Below are 16,177 nucleotides of genomic sequence, written 5' to 3' on the forward strand. Positions count from 1 at the left end.
TTCCCCCGGAGCGCGGCAAGAATGTAGGGCGCCGGGACTAGCGGTGCCCTCTGTGCCGCGCCGGCCGTCCGGCACCGGGAGGTACTTCATGACCACCGCCGGAGACATCATGCACCGCGGCGCTCAGTGGATCCCCGCCCACGAGACCCTCGATCGGGCCGCCCAGATGATGCGCGAGCTCAACGTGGGCGCCCTGCCCATCAGCGACGAGAACGAACGCCTGTGCGGCATCCTCACGGACCGCGACATCGTCGTCGGCTGCGTGGCCATGGGCCACGACCCGGCGAGGGTCACCGCGGGCGAGATGGCCCAGGGCACCCCACGCTGGATCGACGCGAGCGCCGATGTCAGCGAAGTGCTCGAAGAGATGAAGGATCATCAGATCCGCCGACTTCCGGTGATCGAGAACAAGCGTCTGGTCGGCATGATCACCGAGGCCGATCTGGCCCAGCACCTCACGGACGACCAGATCGCGGCCTGGGCCGAGAGCGTCTACGCCCGGACCACGATGCGTTGATCCCGTCCTTCCCCGGCACGCACCCTCGCCCGGCCGCCCACGCCGGGCGAGGGGTTGTGCGTGCCGGGGTCGGCCGTGTTCAGAGCCAGCCGTTGCGCCTGAAGCTCCGGTACAGCGTCAGACAGACGACCGATATCAGACCGAGGACCAACGGATAGCCGAACTGCCAACGCAGCTCGGGCATGTGCTCGAAGTTCATGCCGTACACACCGCAGACCATCGTCGGTACGGCGATCACCGCCGCCCACGCCGTGATCCTGCGCATGTCCTCGTTCTGCGCGACCGTGACCTGCGCGAGGTGCGCCTGCAGAATCGAGTTGAGCAGCTCGTCGAACGCCGCGATCTGCTCGGTGGCCCGCAGCTGATGGTCGGAGACGTCCCGGAAGTACGCCTGTATCTCCGGGTCGATCACCCGTATCGGCCGCGTCGCCAGTTCCTGCAGCGGTCGGTGCAGCGGAGCGACGGCGCGTTTCAGTTCCAGCAGCTCACGCTTGAGCTGGTAGATCCGGCCGGGGTCGGCCCGCGCGCCGTTCGTCGCGAAGACATCCGACTCGACCTGGTCGATGTCCGCCTGGACCGCGTCGGTGACGTGCAGATAGTCGTCGACCACATGGTCCGCGATCGCGTGCAGTACGGCTGCCGGCCCCTTCGCGAGCTGCTGAGGGTCGGCCTCGAGTCCCTCGCGCAGCGGGCCCAGAGAGCCGTGCCTGCCATGTCGTACCGTGATCACGAAGTCCCGGCCGACGAAGACCATGATCTCGCCGGTGTTCACCACCTCGCTCGTCGCCGTCAGTTCGGTGTGCTCGACGTAGCAGACCGTCTTGAACACCGCGAACAGGGTTTCCCCGTACCGTTCCAGTTTCGGGCGCTGGTGGGCGTCGACCGCGTCCTCGGCCGCGAGCGGGTGCAGGTCGAAGAGTTGGGCGATGCCCGCGAACTCGTCGTCCGTCGGCTCGTGGAGACCGAGCCAGACGAAGCCCTCGTCGCTCTTGCGGACCCGCCGCACCGCGTCGGCCAGATCCTGGCCGGCCGGGATCCGGACACCTGACTCGTAGGCCACGCAGTTCACGACCGCGGTACCCAGGGGCGACCGGGCATGGTGACTCAGATCGACAAGCGGGCGCCGCCGTGCCAGCCGTGCCACCTTACGGAGGTCACCGACCCTGCCGAGGGCGGTGACCTTCCGCAGATTCCCTGCCATGGACATCTGGATCTCCTTGCGTGGATCTCCTCGCGCCGCACTGTCCGCACCTTGCGCCTGGCTCGTCAGTTTGCCAGCCTCGCGTGAACGCCGGAGAAGCCTGTGGGAACGGAAGGTTCCGTTTCGCTTCATCGGTGCGGGAGCGTCGACCCGGCCGAACAAAGCGGATGACTGGGATGATCTCGCCATGACGCGAACCGACGGGTATCTCCTCGACAACCGGCAGACCGAGGCGGGACAACGCTTCGACGCCTTCGCCGCTCTCTTCGATCCCACGACCTTCCGGCATCTCGAGGGATTCGGTGTCGGACCCGGCTGGCGGTGCTGGGAGGTCGGCGTCGGGGGGACCTCGGTGGTCTCCTGGCTGGCCAAGAAGGTGGGTCCGACCGGAAAGGTCGTCGCGACCGACCTCGACACCTCGTGGGTCGCCCCGGCCGCCCGGCCGCCTGTGGAGGTACGCGTCCACGACGTGGGCGTCGACGAGCCGCCGGGGGAGGGGTTCGACCTCGTGCACGCCCGGCTGGTCCTCGTTCATGTGCCGGACCGGGAAAGGGCGTTGCGCTCGATGATCAAGTCGCTGCGCCCCGGCGGACGGCTGCTGATCGAGGACGCCGATCCCGCTCTGCAGCCCCTGCTCTGTCCCGACGAGCACGGCCTCGAGCAGCAACTCGCCAACCGGCTGCGGCACAGCTTTCGCCAACTGCTCGCGGACAGCGGCGCCGACCTGGCGTACGGCCGCAAACTCCCGCGGCTGCTGCGCGAAGCGGGCCTGCGCAACGTACAGGCGGACGCGTACTTCCCGGTCACCTCGCCCGCCTGCGCCGCGCTGGAGTCCGCGACGATCCGTCAGATCCGGGACCGGCTCGTCGCCGAGGGCCTTGCCACGGACCAGGACATCGACCGCCACCTGTCCAATGTCGCCTCGGGCGGGATGGACCTGGCCACCGCGCCGATGATCTCGGCGTGGGGACGCAAGGGCTGATCGCCGACGGCGGTCGAGGGCCCTGTCCGTAGGCTCAACCGAGAACGGGCCTCAACCGAGAACGGGCGGTCTTCCGCCCACCCGCTCCACCGCGCGTGCGCCCGCCCGGCATCCCTGCGCCGCCGCGTCCTCGGGCGCGGCGCCCGTCAGCAGGGCGGCGAGGAACGCGCCGGTGAAGGCGTCGCCGGCCCCCGTCGTGTCCCGGGGTGTCGCGGGCACGGCCGGGACATGCGCGGACACGGTCCCGGACCGGGCCACCAGCGCACCCTCGGCACCCTGCTTGGCGACCACCAGCGGGACGTGGCGGCTCAGCTTGGCCGCCGCGTCCGCCGGATCGGGCAACCCGGTGAGCAGACAGGCCTCGTCACGGCTCGGCAGCAGGACATCCACCCCGGCCGCCAGATCCAGGAAGCGGTCGACACCCAGTTCGACGAGGTACCCCGCCGACGCCGGATCCAGGCTCACCGGCACACCACGCGCGCGTGCCGACGCCAGAGCCACTGCCGCGAGCGCCCGACTCGTCGCCGAGAAGAGCAGATAGCCCGAGAGATGCAGCCGTGCGACACCGTCCAGCAGCTCGTCCGACCAGTCGTCGGGGTCCAGCCGCGCCGAGGCACCGCTCTGGGTCAGGAAGGTGCGCTCGGCCGCCGAACCCGTGTCCACCAGGCAGATCACCGTTCCGGTCGGCGCCTCGGGATCGACGACGAGGCGTGGCCGCACCCCGCAGGCGGTCAGCTCACGCTCGTGCCACGCGGCCGAGTCCCGGCCCACCCGACCGAGCAGCCGAACCTCCGAGCCGCCCCAATGGGCAGCCCAGCAGGCCACATTGGCACCGGCACCGCCCGGCAGGGTCCGGATCGCGGCGGTCGTGTCGGTCCCCGACGCAAGCGGACCTCGGTGCCGGGCGACGATGTCCGTGATGACGTCCCCGACGACGAGCAGCGCCCCGCCCGACTCGGTCACGCCCCGGCCCAGGCCGCCGCGATCCGCCCCGCGAGCCGTACGTTGCCGCGGACCGCTGCCAGGTTGGCGCTCAGCGAGGCACCGTCGGTGTGCCGCACCAGGTAGTCGAGCAGGAACGGCGTCACGGCCTGCCCGCTCACGCCCTGCTCCTCGCACGCGTGCAGCGCGTCGGCGAGCACGCGCGCGTGGAGCTCCGGATCCAGCTGCTGCTGCTCAGGCACCGGATTGGCGACGATGAACGCCGACGCCGGGGAGTCGAGCGCGTCCTGGGCCCGCATCACGTCCGCGACCTGCTCCGGAGTGTGGAGCGTCCAGTCCACCGGATGCCCGGAGTCCGAAAGGTAGAAGCCGGGGAAGTTGCCGGTGCCGAAACCGGCCACGGCGACCCCGAGAGTCTCCAGTCGCTGCAGTGTGGCCGGCACATCCAGGATCGACTTCACGCCCGCGCAGACGACCGTGATCCTGGTGCGTGCCAGGAGTCCCAGATCGGCGGACTCGTCCTGGGTCACCGTCCACTCCCGGTGCACTCCGCCGAGCCCACCCGTGGCGAACACCCGTACGCCGGCCTGGGCGGCCAGCAGCGCGGTCGCGGACACCGTGGTCGCCCCGCTCGCCCCGGCGGCCACCGCGAGCGGCAGATCGCGGTGGCCCAGCTTCCGGATCCCGTCCTCGTTCGCGACCCGGTCCAACTGCTCCTTGTCCAGACCGACATGGGGGCGGCCGTCCAGCACGGCGATCGTGGCTGGGACGGCGCCCTCCTGCCGTACGACGTCCTCGAGTTCCAACGCCACCTGCAGATTGCGGGGGCGCGGCAACCCGTGCGCGATGATCGTGGACTCCAGGGCGACCACGGGTCGACGCGCGTCGACCGCTTCCCGTACTTCTTCGGACACCACCAACATCACGTGCCTGCTTCCTGTCGTTCGGTCTTCCCTCATCTCTGGCGGGCGGCACGCCTGGTCAAACCCTTGCGGCCGGGGGAAGAGACCACGAGCCTTGAGTACATGACGGACAACTCGGCGCGTCTCGACCATGTCGTCCTCTGGGTGCGCGATCCGCTGGCCGCTGCCGACTTCTACGAGAAGGCGGTCGGCATGGAGCCCCTGAGAGTCACTGAATTCGCCGCGGGAACGGTGTCGTTTCCCTCCGTGCGCCTCAACGAGGAAACCATTTTCGACCTTGCACCGTTCTCGCTGGTGGAGCGTATGAACATGCTCCCCGGGTCTGCCGACAGCGCGGGCCATCCTGTCAACCACGTGTGCCTGTCCCTGCCCGCTGACTCCTTCGACACCCTGCGCACTCGCCTGCTGGAACGGGACGTACCCGTCTCGGACTTCTCGTACGACTCCTACGGGGCCCGTGGCATGGCCAGGCGCAGTTTCTACTTCAGCGACCCCGACGGCAACGTCTTCGAGGTGCGGCACTACGTGTGACCACCGCGGGCCCTGCGGCTTCGTGGGTCAGTCGCCTGCCGACTCGCTCCGGACCCGCCGCGGGCCGCCGCGTGTGAACAACGCCAGCGCGCCCACGGGTATCAGCAGGCATGCGGCGGCGAGATTCAACCAGCCGTAGCCCGCCTGCGCCATCACGAGGCCGGCGGTCGCACCGCCGAGGCCAGCCGAGGTGTTCATGACGAGGTCGGACAGCCCCTGGGCGGCAGCGCGTGCGGCCTCGGGCACGGAGTCGGTGAGCAGGGCGGACCCGGAGACCAGCCCGGCCGACCAGCCGAGCCCCAGAACGAACAAACCCACCGCGACGCGGCCGTGACCGCCACCGGCCGCGCCCGCGAGGAATGCGGCGCAGGCCAGCAGCCCCACGGCGAGCCCGATACCCGACAGCCGTCCGACCCGGTCGGACAACCGCCCCATGAGCGGCGAGAACGCGTACATGCCCGCGATGTGACCACTGATGACCAGCCCGATCAGATCGATGCTCGCACCGTGGTGCCCGAGAGCGACCGGCGTCATCGACATGACCGAGACCATGGCGGTGTGGCAACCGGCGACCGTCACGAGCGCGAGCCGGGCGCGCGGCGAGGCGGCGACGGCGGTGAGACCCGCCCGCAGGGACCGGCCCTCGGCCGACAGTTCCTCTGCCGGGGCCAGCGCACGGGCCGTGAGCAGCGGGTCGGGGCGCAACAGGACGGCCACCGTCGCCGCCGCGACCAGGAAGATCCCGGCCGCCCAGAGAAAGGGGCCCGCCGTCGCGGGTATCCCGAGCCCGGACACGCTGCGCCCAGCGGGCGCGGCGATGTTCGGTCCGAGGACCGCCCCTATCGTCGCCGCCCACACGATGTTCGAGATGGCCCGGGCCCGCCTGTCCGGCTCGGCGAGATCGGCGGCCGCGAACCGCGCTCCCAGATTCGCCGACGAGGCCGCGCCGAACCCGGCCATGCCGCACAGCAGCAGCGGAAAGCTGCCGATGACTGCCGCGATCACGACGACGCCCGCCCCGAGGGCACCCACGAGATACCCCAGGACCAGTCCGGGCCGTCTCCCGCGCGCGGTCATCAGCGCCGCCAGCGGCAGCGAGGCCACCGCGGTGCCCGTGACCATCGCGGTCGGCGCGAGCCCGGACAGCGACTCGGTGCCGCTGATCCGCTGGGCCAGTACGGAAGAGAGCGCGACACCGGTGGCCACTCCGAGCCCGCCGAGAATCTGACTCGCGACGAGTACTCCGGAGACGCGACGGCGCAGCGCGGCCCGCTGCTCGCCCGCCACGGGCACGCCGACGCTCCGCTCGACGGCGGTCACCGCGGCCCGCTCACACGGCCGAGGAATGTGCTCACTGGCGCGGTCCCCCCTGCTTCCGCACAGCATCCGCCGCACGGAACCCCTTCCGTGCGGGACTGTCCCCTCGTACTACTGGCCCCCTATTGATGAAACCCTCGGGCCCCGCCGCCGAAACCCTCAGAACAGCGGCTCGGGCAGCACCCCTTCGAGCGCGAGCAGCTTCCGCTTGGTCTCCACCCCGCCCCCGAACCCGCCCAGGCCGCCACCGCTCTCCACGACCCGATGGCACGGCACCACGACCGGCAGCGGATTGGCGCCCATCGCCGCGCCCACCGCCTGCGCCGCGCCCGGCCGGCCTACCCGATCGGCCAGGTCGCCGTACCCGACGACCGCACCGTAGGGCACACCCGACGCCAGTTCGCGCAGTACCTGGCGGTTGAAGCCGGAGATCAGGGACCAGTCGAGCGGCAGCTCGAAATCGTGCCGCTCACCCGCGAAGTACGCGGTGAACTGGCGTATCGCCTCGGCAAGAAGGGGGGACCCGGGCTCCTCCACGGGTTGCTCGCCGAACCGGGAAGCGAGCCGCTTCACAGCCCTCTCGCGCACCGACTCCGTGGCGTGGAACACGACGTTCACCAGGCCCTCGTGCGTCGCGGCCAGCAGCAGCGGACCGATGTCGGTGCCGACAACCGTCCACACGACCCGCTGCCGCTTCTCCGGCTCCCGCCGCTCGTCCCACCCATGGCCGTCCATGTGCCCCACCGTACGACCCACCACTGACAATGCCCGGCGACGGCTCCGAGCGGGTGCGCAGGGGCCAGGAGTGACAGCGGAGGGACAACGGGCAAAGAGGTACGACACAGACACAGATTGAACGGAGTTGCCCGAGTGTGCACACGCCTGCCGCACAAGTGGGGCAAGGCCGTGTTTCTTTGCCGGAAAATCGTTCGACCCCTCGGGAGCCAGTCATACTCTCTGCCACAACCCTGACCGCTGGCCGGTCCTGGGGCACGGAGGCATTTCAGGGAAAACCGGGATGCAACAGGGCGGAAGGGCAACCGCGCATGCAGGGCACGGTCGACGGATTCAGCTACGGAATCGTCACACCGCTGGTGGCCTACCTCATGGCCTGCCTGGGCGGAGCGCTGGGCCTGCGCTGCACCACCAGATCGATGCTGGTCGCCCAGTCGTGGCGACCAGGGTGGCTGGCACTCGGGTCGGTCGCGATCGGCTCCGGCATCTGGACCATGCACTTCGTCGCGATGATGGGGTTCACCGTCAAGGAGACCCCGATCCACTACGACATGGCGCTGACCTTCGCCAGTCTGGGCGTCGCCATCCTCATGGTCGGCATCGGGATCTTCATCGTCGGCTACCGGGGCGCGAGCGGAACCGCGCTGTTCACCGGGGGCACCATCACAGGCCTCGGTATCGCCTCCATGCACTATCTGGGCATGGCCGGAATGCGCCTCAACGGGAAGCTGGAGTACAACACGCTCACCGTCGCCGCTTCGGTCGTGATAGCCGTCGTGGCCGCCACCGCCGCCCTGTGGGCGGCCGGGCAGATCCGCGGCTTCCTGTGGAGCGTGGGCGCCAGTCTCGTCATGGGGCTCGCCGTCAGCGGTATGCACTACACGGGCATGGCCGCCCTGCGGGTCCACCTCCACACGGCACCCGGCAGCCCGGAGGGAGCCTCCCCCGCGGCCCTGCTCGCCCCCCTCATGATCGGCCCTCTGGCCTTCCTCCTGCTGGCCGGCGTCGTCGTGCTGTTCGATCCGCTGATGGTCAAGGGCAAGCCCGACCTGCGCGCTGCCGAGAACAAACCGGGTATCCCGGCCCACCCTCCGGTCCCGCACCCCGGCCGACGCCTCCCGCCGGGTGCCCGGCAGAGGCACGGACATCAGGGCTCCCGCACCCCGCAGAACCGGTGATCAGGACCCGTTGTCAGTGGGTGGTCGTACGGTGGATGTCATGCGGCCAGTTTCCGAGATCGAACGCACGGTGGCGCCCTTCGAGGTCGTCAGCCCCTACCAGCCGAGCGGCGACCAGCCGACGGCCATCGCCGAGCTGGCTCGGCGCATCGAAGCAGGTGAGAAGGACGTCGTGCTCCTCGGCGCGACCGGCACCGGCAAGTCCGCCACCACGGCGTGGATGATCGAGAAACTTCAGCGCCCCACGCTCGTCATGGCGCCGAACAAGACCCTGGCCGCCCAGCTGGCGAACGAGTTCCGGGAACTCCTCCCGAACAACGCGGTCGAGTACTTCGTCTCGTACTACGACTACTACCAGCCCGAGGCCTACGTCCCTCAGTCGGACACATACATCGAGAAGGACTCCTCGATCAACGAGGAAGTCGAACGCCTGCGCCACTCCGCGACGAACTCGCTGCTCACCCGGCGGGACGTCATCGTGGTCGCCTCCGTGTCCTGCATCTACGGCCTCGGTACTCCGCAGGAGTACGTGGACCGGATGGTCCCTCTCAAGGTCGGCGAGGAGATCGACCGGGACCAGCTGCTGCGCCGTTTCGTCGACATCCAGTACACGCGCAACGACCTGGCCTTCACCCGCGGCACGTTCCGCGTCCGCGGCGACACCATCGAGATCTTCCCGGTCTACGAGGAGCTGGCCGTCCGCATCGAGATGTTCGGTGACGAGATCGAGGCCCTTTCCACCCTCCACCCGCTCACCGGCGAGATCATCAGCGAAGACGAGCACATGTACGTCTTCCCTGCCAGCCACTACGTGGCAGGGCCCGAGCGCATGGAGCGGGCCGTCAACGACATCGAGAAGGAACTCGGCGAACGCCTCGCCGAACTGGAGAAGCAGAACAAGCTGCTGGAGGCCCAGCGCCTGAGGATGCGGACGACGTACGACATCGAGATGCTCCGCCAGATCGGTTCCTGTTCCGGAGTCGAGAACTACTCGATGCACTTCGACGGACGCCTCCCCGGCTCTCCGCCGAACACTTTGATCGACTACTTCCCGGACGACTTCCTGCTCGTCATCGACGAGTCGCACAACACGGTCCCGCAGATCGGCGCCATGTACGAGGGTGACGCGTCCCGCAAGCGCACGCTCGTCGACCACGGCTTCCGGTTGCCCTCCGCGCTGGACAACCGCCCTCTGAAATGGGAGGAGTTCCAAAAGCGCATCGGGCAGACCGTCTACCTGTCGGCGACCCCCGGCAAGTACGAGCTGTCCCGGGGTGACGGCTACGTCGAGCAGATCATCCGCCCCACCGGTCTCATCGACCCCGAGGTCGTCGTCAAGCCCACCGAGGGCCAGATCGACGACCTGGTGCACGAGATCCGCACGCGCGCGGAGAGGGACGAACGCGTCCTGGTGACCACGCTCACCAAGAAGATGGCCGAGGACCTCACCGACTACTTCCTGGAACTCGGCATCCAGGTCCGCTATCTGCACAGTGACGTCGACACCCTGCGCAGGGTCGAGCTGCTGCGCGAACTGCGCGCCGGCGAGTTCGACGTCCTGGTCGGCATCAACCTCCTCCGGGAGGGCCTCGACCTCCCGGAGGTTTCCCTGGTGTCCATCCTCGACGCCGACAAGGAGGGCTTCCTGCGCTCCGGCACCTCCCTGATCCAGACCATCGGCCGCGCGGCGCGCAATGTGTCCGGCCAGGTCCACATGTACGCCGACAAGATCACCCCGGCGATGGAGAAGGCCATCGAGGAGACCAACCGCCGCCGGGAGAAGCAGGTTGCGTACAACAAGGAGAAGGGCATCGACCCGCAGCCCCTCCGCAAGAAGATCAACGACATCGTCGCGCAGATCGCCCGTGAGGACGTCGACACGGAACAGCTCCTCGGCTCGGGCTACCGCAAGTCGAAGGACGGCAAGGGCGCCAAGGCGCCGGTGCCCTCGCTCGGCGGCAAGGCGGCCAAGGGAGCGAAGGCGGGCAAGGGCAAGGCCGGCCAGACGGTGCCGACGGACCGCCCCGCGGCCGAACTCGCCGACCAGATCGAGGAGATGACCGCACGCATGCGTGCCGCGGCGGCCGACCTGCAGTTCGAGATCGCTGCCAGGCTGCGCGACGAGGTGTCGGAGATGAAGAAGGAGCTGCGGCAGATGAGGGAGGCGGGCATCGCCTGAGTGCCGCACGGGGCGCACGAGGTACCCGGCCTCCGCACCGGCCGGGACCTCGACCCGCCCCCGCGACCTGCGTCGTACGCGCAGTGTTGCAACACCGACACAAAGTGCGCCCGAGGCTTCGGCACTGTCAGTGCTCCTGCGTAGGGTTCAGGTCATCCGCGGACCCCGCGGAAACAGGGGACGGCTCGAGAGGGGAACAGCGCGTGGTGGACGTATCCAAGGGTGGAGCACCCAGTGGCAGCGTCAATCTGACCAAGGGTCAGGCCATCAGCCTGCAGAAGAACGACGGGGGCACCCTGACCGCGGTGCGTATGGGCCTCGGCTGGCAGGCGGCTCCCCGGCGCGGCCTGTTCGGCACGCGTACGCGGGAGATCGACCTCGACGCATCCGCCGTGCTGTTCGCCGACAAGCAGCCCGTCGACGTGGTGTTCTTCCGTCACCTCGTGAGCGACGACGGCTCTGTGCGGCACACGGGCGACAACCTCGTCGGCGGTGTCGGCCAGGGCGGTGACGACGAGGCGATCCTCGTCGACCTCCCGCGTGTGCCGGTCCACATCGACCAGATCGTCTTCACCGTGAACTCCTTCACGGGCCAGACCTTCCAGGAGGTGCAGAACGCCTTCTGCCGCCTGGTCGACGAGGCCAACGGAGACGAACTCGCCCGCTACACACTGGACGGCGGCGGGCAGTACACGGCCCAGATCATGGCGAAGGTGCACCGCGCCGGTGCCGGCTGGAAGATGACCGCCCTTGGCACGCCTGCCAACGGCCGCACCTTCCAGGACCTGATGCCGGCGATCCTGCCGCACCTGTAACCGGGCCCGGGCAGCCCACGAACAACAGAACGACACGGGGGGACGAAGGCGATGACGGCCGAGCTGGTCCGGGGGCAGAACCATCCGCTCTCGCAGGTCCGTCTCGAAGTGCGGATCTCGGCCGGCACGCCGATCGTGGCCGCGGCCACGATCGGCGACGAGCAGGGCAGGGTCCACGGTGTCGAGTGGGTTGCCCATCCCGGCGCGCCCACGCTCCCCGGTCTGGAGGTCTCCAGACAGGCGGCGGCCGATCACCGCCTCGCCGTGGATCTGGGCGCCATGCCGGAGTCCGTGCACCGGGTCAGCGTGCTGCTCGCGCTGCCGTCCGGCGTGGGCGGCCCGGCCCGGTTCGGCGCCGTAGCCGCCCCCTTCGTCACCGTCACCGGCCTCGACGGCACCGGGATCGCCAGCTACACGATCACGGGCCTGGAGGCCGAGTCGGCGGTGGTCGCCCTGGAGCTGTACCGCAGACAGGACGCCTGGAAGGTACGAGCGATCGGCCAGGGATACTCCGGCGGCCTCGCCGAACTCCTCACCGACCAGAGCCTTCCCGAGGCCCGCCGCCTCGCGGACGTCATCAACGAGGCGGTGTTCCAGGCGCACTCCCGCTCGGTCGCACCCCCTCCGCCGCGCACACCCGACAGCGACCGCACCCGCCGGACGCCGTCGGCCGCACCCGCCCAGTCCGCGTCGCCCTACGCGGCTCAGGGACCGCAGGACCCCCTGGCTCCCGGAACACCGGAGCAGGCCGGCTCCGCGTCGCAGGGCGTCCAGGGCGCCGCATCGGCGCAACCTCCGTCGCTGTACGGGGTCCAGGACCCGCAGAACCCGCCGGCACAGACCGGACAACCTGACGATTCGCCCCAGGTGGGCGGCCGCGCAGGGGAAGCCGCGCAAACCGACTCCTCCGCCACCTCCCAGCCACCCGCCCCCGCCGGCGGCGCACCGATCAACTACAGTCACCCCAGCCGCCGTACCTCCGCGCCGCCACCGGCCCCGCCGACCGCACCCCCGTCCCCGCCCGGACAGCCGCCACGGCCGGTCGCGGGCGACGCGACCGGGTGGTCCATGGACGAGCGGCTCTACAACCAGGTCTGGGGCATGTTTGAGGACCTGGCGCGCAGCGTCGCCGCGTACCGCAGCGCCGTGGACTTCGCCGACTCTCGTCTTGAACAGGAGATCGACAAGGCGCTGGCGGATCCGCGCAGCCGGATCGGCGGCCAGGGCGATGCCGCCCGGGAGACCGCCCGCGCCAAGCACGCGCAGCTCGTCGACCAGGCCCGCGCCGCCCTCGACCGCGACCTCTCCCAGCTCGTCGCGGAGGCGGAGGTCGTCGAGCCCGCGCTGCCGCTGTCGTACGCGCGCTGGGACAATCCCGTCTGGCACGGCTACCGAGTGCCGATGGAGTTGCCCATGGCGCTGCGGCTGGGCGATCTGCGGCTGCCCGAGAGCGCCGACCTGAGCATTCCGATGCTTGTTCGGCTGCCGTTGGAGCGGGGCCTGTGGATCGACAGCGGTGGTGAGGCGCTCGACGGTTCGCTCGTCGATTCCGACGAGCTGCGGCGGCTCGCGATGGACACGGCGGTGACCCACGCGGCCCGGCTGCTCGCCGTCCATCCCCCGGGTGAGTTCGCCGTGCACGTCATCGATCCGGCAGGCTCGGGCGCCCAGGCCCTCGCGCCGCTCGTACGGACCGGGGTGCTCGCGGGCCCGCCCGCCGCCGGGGCCGCAGGCGTCGCGGACGTTTTGGGCCGGCTGACCCAGCGCGTCGACCTGGTGCAGATGGCGGTGCGTGGTGGCGCGGCCGACTCGCTGCCGCCCGACCTCGACACCGCTCAGCAGCTGTTGATCGTCAATGACTTCCCGCACGGCTTCGACGACCGGGCGGTGACCCAGCTGCGCTACCTCGCCGACGAGGGCCCGGCCGTCGGGGTCCACCTGATGCTGGTCGCCGACCGCGAGGACGCCTCGGTCTACGGACCCCTGCTTGACCCGCTCTGGCGTTCGCTTCTGCGACTCACTCCTGTGCCCGACGACCACCTTGCCGACCCGTGGGTCGGTCATGCGTGGACGTACGAGCCATCAGCCGTGCCGCAGGGCAGCCAGGTGCTCCAGCAGGTGCTCAGCCAGGTGGCCGCAGCCCGTCGCTCATGGAACCGTTGAGGCGCTCAGGACCTTCACCAAGCATCCGCAAAGCCTCCTGAACTGCGGATTTGGGTTTTCTTTTACTAATCTCTTTACCTTTCCTTGGTGATTGGGGTACTGTTTTCCCAACGGAGGGGAGTACTCCCTACCTGCTGCGGCGTACCCGTCAATACGGATCACTCCAGATCCCGGGGCGTCGGCCCGCAGGCACCGGGCGCGTGAAGGAGCCCGGCTGTCGCGGGTGGAAGAGACCTCCGGTAGCGACGACGCTGAAATTTGCCGTTACGTACTGCCGGAGGCGCAGTGAATGTTTCCGTGACCCTGTGGGTCCTGACCATCGTGGGTCTCGCCGCTCTGATCGCGGTGGACTTCTTCATCGGGCGCAAGCCCCATGACGTATCAATCAAGGAAGCCGGGATCTGGACGGTCGTCTGGATAGCCCTGGCCGCACTCTTCGGCCTGGGGCTGCTCGTCTTCAGCGGCGGTGAGCCCGCCGGCGAGTTCTTCGCGGGCTTCATCACGGAGAAGTCGTTGAGCGTCGACAACCTCTTCGTCTTCGTCCTGATCATGGCGAAGTTCGCGGTGCCCTCTCAGTACCAGCAGCGAGTGCTCCTCATCGGTGTCCTCATAGCCCTCGTCCTGCGTGCGATATTCATCGCCGCCGGCGCCGCGATCCTCGCGAGCTTCGCTTGGGTGTTCTACATCTTCGGTGCCTTCCTCATCTGGACCGCCTGGAAGCTGATCCAGGAGGCCCGGGCCGACGAGGAGGACGAGGAGTTCGAGGAGAACAAGCTGCTCAAGGCTGCCGAGAAGCGGTTCGGTGTGGCCGACCGCTACCACGGGACCAAGCTGTGGATCGAGGAGAACGGCAAGCGGATCATGACGCCGATGCTGGTCGTCATGCTCGCGATCGGCACCACGGACGTACTGTTCGCCCTCGACTCGATCCCGGCGATCTTCGGCCTCACCCAGGACCCGTACATCGTCTTCACCGCCAACGCGTTCGCCCTCATGGGCCTGCGCCAGCTGTACTTCCTCATCGGCGGCCTGCTGAGGAAGCTGGTCCACCTCTCGTACGGCCTGTCGGTCATCCTCGGCTTCATCGGCGTCAAGCTGGTGCTGCACGCACTGCACGAGTCCGGCGTCCACGTACCGGAGATCTCCATACCGGTCTCCCTCGGGGTGATCTGCGGCGTGCTGGTCATCACCACGATCACCAGCCTGATCGCCTCCAGGAAGCAGGAGGCGGCCGAGGCGGCGCAGAAGGAGAGCGAAGGCGCTCCCAAGGACAGCATCGAGGCCTGACCGCGCCGGACGAAGGAACAACCACATCGGGAACGGTGTGGCGGCGAATTGCCGACCACCGTTCCCGATGCCTCGTTGCGCTGGTCCAAGAGATCGACGCGACGCGTGCGCGCCGGGCTTCGCCCTGCGGAGGGTGGCTCGGTGGGTGCCGGAGTATGTGCCCTGTTTCGGGGCACCAGGTCGAAGCGGGGGCAGAGGGCGAAAGGGGCACTGTGAAGGAGCGTGTGCGGGGCAAACGTCAGGGGTCGGGCGTGGAGCGGTGTGCGTGTGCATGGCCCGTGTCGGTCTGCGACGATCGCTGAATGATCGTGCAGCTGCGGTCGCTCGCGACGCGGTGGACGGCTGTCGTGCCGGTGGCCGCGGTCGTCCTGCTCGGCTTCACCTGGGGCCGCGATCTTCCCGGTGTGGTGGTCGCGCTGGTGACACTGGTCCTCGCCGGCGCTGTCCTGGCTGCCGTACATCACGCCGAGGTGATCGCCCACCGGGTCGGTGAACCCTTCGGGTCCCTCGTGCTGGCCGTCGCCGTCACGATCATCGAAGTCGCCCTGATCGTCACACTGATGGCCGACGGCGGGGACAAGAGCGCCACCCTGGCCAGGGACACCGTCTTCGCGGCCGTGATGATCACCTGCAACGGCATCGTCGGGCTGAGCCTTCTCAGTGCCTCGATCCGCCACGGGACCGCGGTCTTCAACCCGGAGGGCACCGGCGCCGCTCTCGCCACGGTCGCGACGCTGGCCACCCTCAGTCTGGTGCTGCCGACTTTCACCACGAGCAAGCCGGGCCCTGAGTTCTCCACCGCCCAGCTCACCTTCGCCGCACTCGCCTCGCTGACCCTGTACGGACTGTTCGTGGCGACCCAGACCGTGCGGCACCGCGACTACTTCCTGCCGGTCACCAGACAGGGCGAGGTCATCGACGCGGACGGCCACGCGGAGCTCCCGACCCGCCGCGACACCCGGGTCAGCCTGGGACTGCTGGGCCTGGCGCTGATCGGGGTGGTCGGCCTCGCGAAGGGAGTCTCGCCCACCATCGAGTCCGGGGTGGAGGCTGCAGGCCTGCCGCATGCCGTCGTCGGTGTGGTCATCGCCCTGCTCGTGCTGCTTCCCGAGACCATCGCCGCGCTGCGCTCCGCGCGCCGGGACCGGGTGCAGACCAGCCTGAACCTCGCCCTCGGGTCCGCGATGGCCAGCATCGGCCTGACCATCCCGGCCGTGGCCCTGGCGTCCGTCTGGCTCTCCGGACCACTGGTCCTCGGTCTCGGCGCCACCCACATGGTGCTGCTGGCCCTGACGGTGGTCGTGGGCTCGCTGACGGTGGTGCCGGGGCGGGCCACGCCGCTCCAGGGCGGCGTACACCTGGTGCTGTTCGCGGCCTACCTGGAGCTGGCGATCAATCCCTGACCAC

14 protein-coding genes are annotated in these 16,177 nt (G+C 69.4%); 9 read left to right on the forward strand and 5 right to left on the reverse strand.

Annotated features, from left to right (window positions below):
* The first annotated feature begins 88 nt into the window (after window positions 1–88).
* Window positions 89–517: a CBS domain-containing protein gene (locus tag PV396_RS01005; protein WP_319199638.1), complete on the forward strand. Its 429-nt coding sequence runs from the start codon at window positions 89–91 to the stop codon at window positions 515–517.
* Window positions 518–596: 79 nt separating this feature from the next.
* Here the strand turns inward: PV396_RS01005 and PV396_RS01010 are convergent, their stop codons facing one another.
* Complete coding sequence (locus PV396_RS01010) at window positions 597–1,724, reverse strand: magnesium and cobalt transport protein CorA (RefSeq protein ID WP_319199639.1); 1,128 nt, start codon at window positions 1,722–1,724, stop codon at window positions 597–599.
* Window positions 1,725–1,905: 181 nt separating this feature from the next.
* Here PV396_RS01010 and PV396_RS01015 point away from each other — a divergent pair, with 181 nt between their 5' ends.
* A complete protein-coding gene (locus PV396_RS01015) occupies window positions 1,906–2,700 on the forward strand; it encodes a methyltransferase domain-containing protein (protein WP_319199640.1) in 795 nt (264 codons plus the stop codon).
* Between the two features lie 51 nt (window positions 2,701–2,751).
* Here the strand turns inward: PV396_RS01015 and PV396_RS01020 are convergent, their stop codons facing one another.
* Both PV396_RS01020 and PV396_RS01025 read right to left on the reverse strand, forming a co-directional pair.
* Window positions 2,752–3,663: a sugar kinase gene (locus tag PV396_RS01020; RefSeq protein WP_319199641.1), complete on the reverse strand. Its 912-nt coding sequence runs from the start codon at window positions 3,661–3,663 to the stop codon at window positions 2,752–2,754.
* Complete coding sequence (locus PV396_RS01025) at window positions 3,660–4,565, reverse strand: pseudouridine-5'-phosphate glycosidase (protein WP_319199642.1); 906 nt, start codon at window positions 4,563–4,565, stop codon at window positions 3,660–3,662. Before PV396_RS01025 ends, PV396_RS01020 begins: the two co-directional genes overlap by 4 nt.
* 102 nt (window positions 4,566–4,667) lie before the next feature.
* Between PV396_RS01025 and PV396_RS01030 the strand changes: the two genes are divergently transcribed.
* Complete coding sequence (locus PV396_RS01030; RefSeq protein ID WP_319199643.1) at window positions 4,668–5,096, forward strand: VOC family protein; 429 nt, start codon at window positions 4,668–4,670, stop codon at window positions 5,094–5,096.
* A 27-nt stretch (window positions 5,097–5,123) separates the two neighbouring features.
* On the opposite strand, the gene PV396_RS01035 is transcribed toward PV396_RS01030, so the two are convergent.
* The gene (locus tag PV396_RS01035; protein WP_319199644.1) at window positions 5,124–6,416 is read right to left on the reverse strand and encodes an MFS transporter; all 1,293 of its coding nucleotides are present in this window, start codon (window positions 6,414–6,416) and stop codon (window positions 5,124–5,126) included.
* 156 nt (window positions 6,417–6,572) lie between these two features.
* Window positions 6,573–7,148 (reverse strand): methylated-DNA--[protein]-cysteine S-methyltransferase, encoded by a 576-nt coding sequence (locus PV396_RS01040; RefSeq protein ID WP_319199645.1) that lies wholly within the window; start codon window positions 7,146–7,148, stop codon window positions 6,573–6,575.
* Window positions 7,149–7,459: 311 nt separating this feature from the next.
* Between PV396_RS01040 and PV396_RS01045 the strand changes: the two genes are divergently transcribed.
* From PV396_RS01045 to PV396_RS01070, 6 genes are all read left to right on the forward strand, one after another.
* Window positions 7,460–8,326 (forward strand): MHYT domain-containing protein, encoded by an 867-nt coding sequence (locus PV396_RS01045; protein ID WP_319199646.1) that lies wholly within the window; start codon window positions 7,460–7,462, stop codon window positions 8,324–8,326.
* 40 nt (window positions 8,327–8,366) lie between these two features.
* The gene (gene uvrB / locus PV396_RS01050; RefSeq protein ID WP_319199647.1) at window positions 8,367–10,505 is read left to right on the forward strand and encodes an excinuclease ABC subunit UvrB; all 2,139 of its coding nucleotides are present in this window, start codon (window positions 8,367–8,369) and stop codon (window positions 10,503–10,505) included.
* A 248-nt stretch (window positions 10,506–10,753) separates the two neighbouring features.
* Window positions 10,754–11,320 (forward strand): TerD family protein, encoded by a 567-nt coding sequence (locus tag PV396_RS01055; RefSeq protein ID WP_319200595.1) that lies wholly within the window; start codon window positions 10,754–10,756, stop codon window positions 11,318–11,320.
* Between the two features lie 51 nt (window positions 11,321–11,371).
* On the forward strand, window positions 11,372–13,483 hold the full coding sequence (locus PV396_RS01060) for a TerD family protein (RefSeq protein ID WP_319199648.1): 2,112 nt from the start codon (window positions 11,372–11,374) through the stop codon (window positions 13,481–13,483).
* A 285-nt stretch (window positions 13,484–13,768) separates the two neighbouring features.
* On the forward strand, window positions 13,769–14,770 hold the full coding sequence (locus PV396_RS01065) for a TerC/Alx family metal homeostasis membrane protein (RefSeq protein WP_319199649.1): 1,002 nt from the start codon (window positions 13,769–13,771) through the stop codon (window positions 14,768–14,770).
* A 302-nt stretch (window positions 14,771–15,072) separates the two neighbouring features.
* Window positions 15,073–16,173 (forward strand): ionic transporter y4hA, encoded by a 1,101-nt coding sequence (locus tag PV396_RS01070; RefSeq protein WP_319199650.1) that lies wholly within the window; start codon window positions 15,073–15,075, stop codon window positions 16,171–16,173.
* Window positions 16,174–16,177 lie beyond the last annotated feature (4 nt).

Source organism: Streptomyces sp. ME02-8801-2C, assembly GCF_033793965.1.
Classification (GTDB): domain Bacteria; phylum Actinomycetota; class Actinomycetes; order Streptomycetales; family Streptomycetaceae; genus Streptomyces.

Excerpts from the sequence above, each read along its gene's own strand:
- PV396_RS01005 (WP_319199638.1), top strand. The coding sequence starts at position 89 with ATGACCACCGCCGGAGACATCATGCACCGCGGCGCTCAGTGGATCCCC.
- PV396_RS01045 (WP_319199646.1), top strand. The coding sequence starts at position 7,460 with ATGCAGGGCACGGTCGACGGATTCAGCTACGGAATCGTCACACCGCTG.
- PV396_RS01010 (WP_319199639.1), bottom strand. The coding sequence starts at position 1,724 with ATGTCCATGGCAGGGAATCTGCGGAAGGTCACCGCCCTCGGCAGGGTC.
- PV396_RS01025 (WP_319199642.1), bottom strand. The coding sequence starts at position 4,565 with ATGTTGGTGGTGTCCGAAGAAGTACGGGAAGCGGTCGACGCGCGTCGA.
- PV396_RS01070 (WP_319199650.1), top strand. The coding sequence starts at position 15,073 with ATGATCGTGCAGCTGCGGTCGCTCGCGACGCGGTGGACGGCTGTCGTG.
- PV396_RS01060 (WP_319199648.1), top strand. The coding sequence starts at position 11,372 with ATGACGGCCGAGCTGGTCCGGGGGCAGAACCATCCGCTCTCGCAGGTC.
- PV396_RS01040 (WP_319199645.1), bottom strand. The coding sequence starts at position 7,148 with ATGGACGGCCATGGGTGGGACGAGCGGCGGGAGCCGGAGAAGCGGCAG.
- PV396_RS01015 (WP_319199640.1), top strand. The coding sequence starts at position 1,906 with ATGACGCGAACCGACGGGTATCTCCTCGACAACCGGCAGACCGAGGCG.
- PV396_RS01030 (WP_319199643.1), top strand. The coding sequence starts at position 4,668 with ATGACGGACAACTCGGCGCGTCTCGACCATGTCGTCCTCTGGGTGCGC.
- uvrB (WP_319199647.1), top strand. The coding sequence starts at position 8,367 with ATGCGGCCAGTTTCCGAGATCGAACGCACGGTGGCGCCCTTCGAGGTC.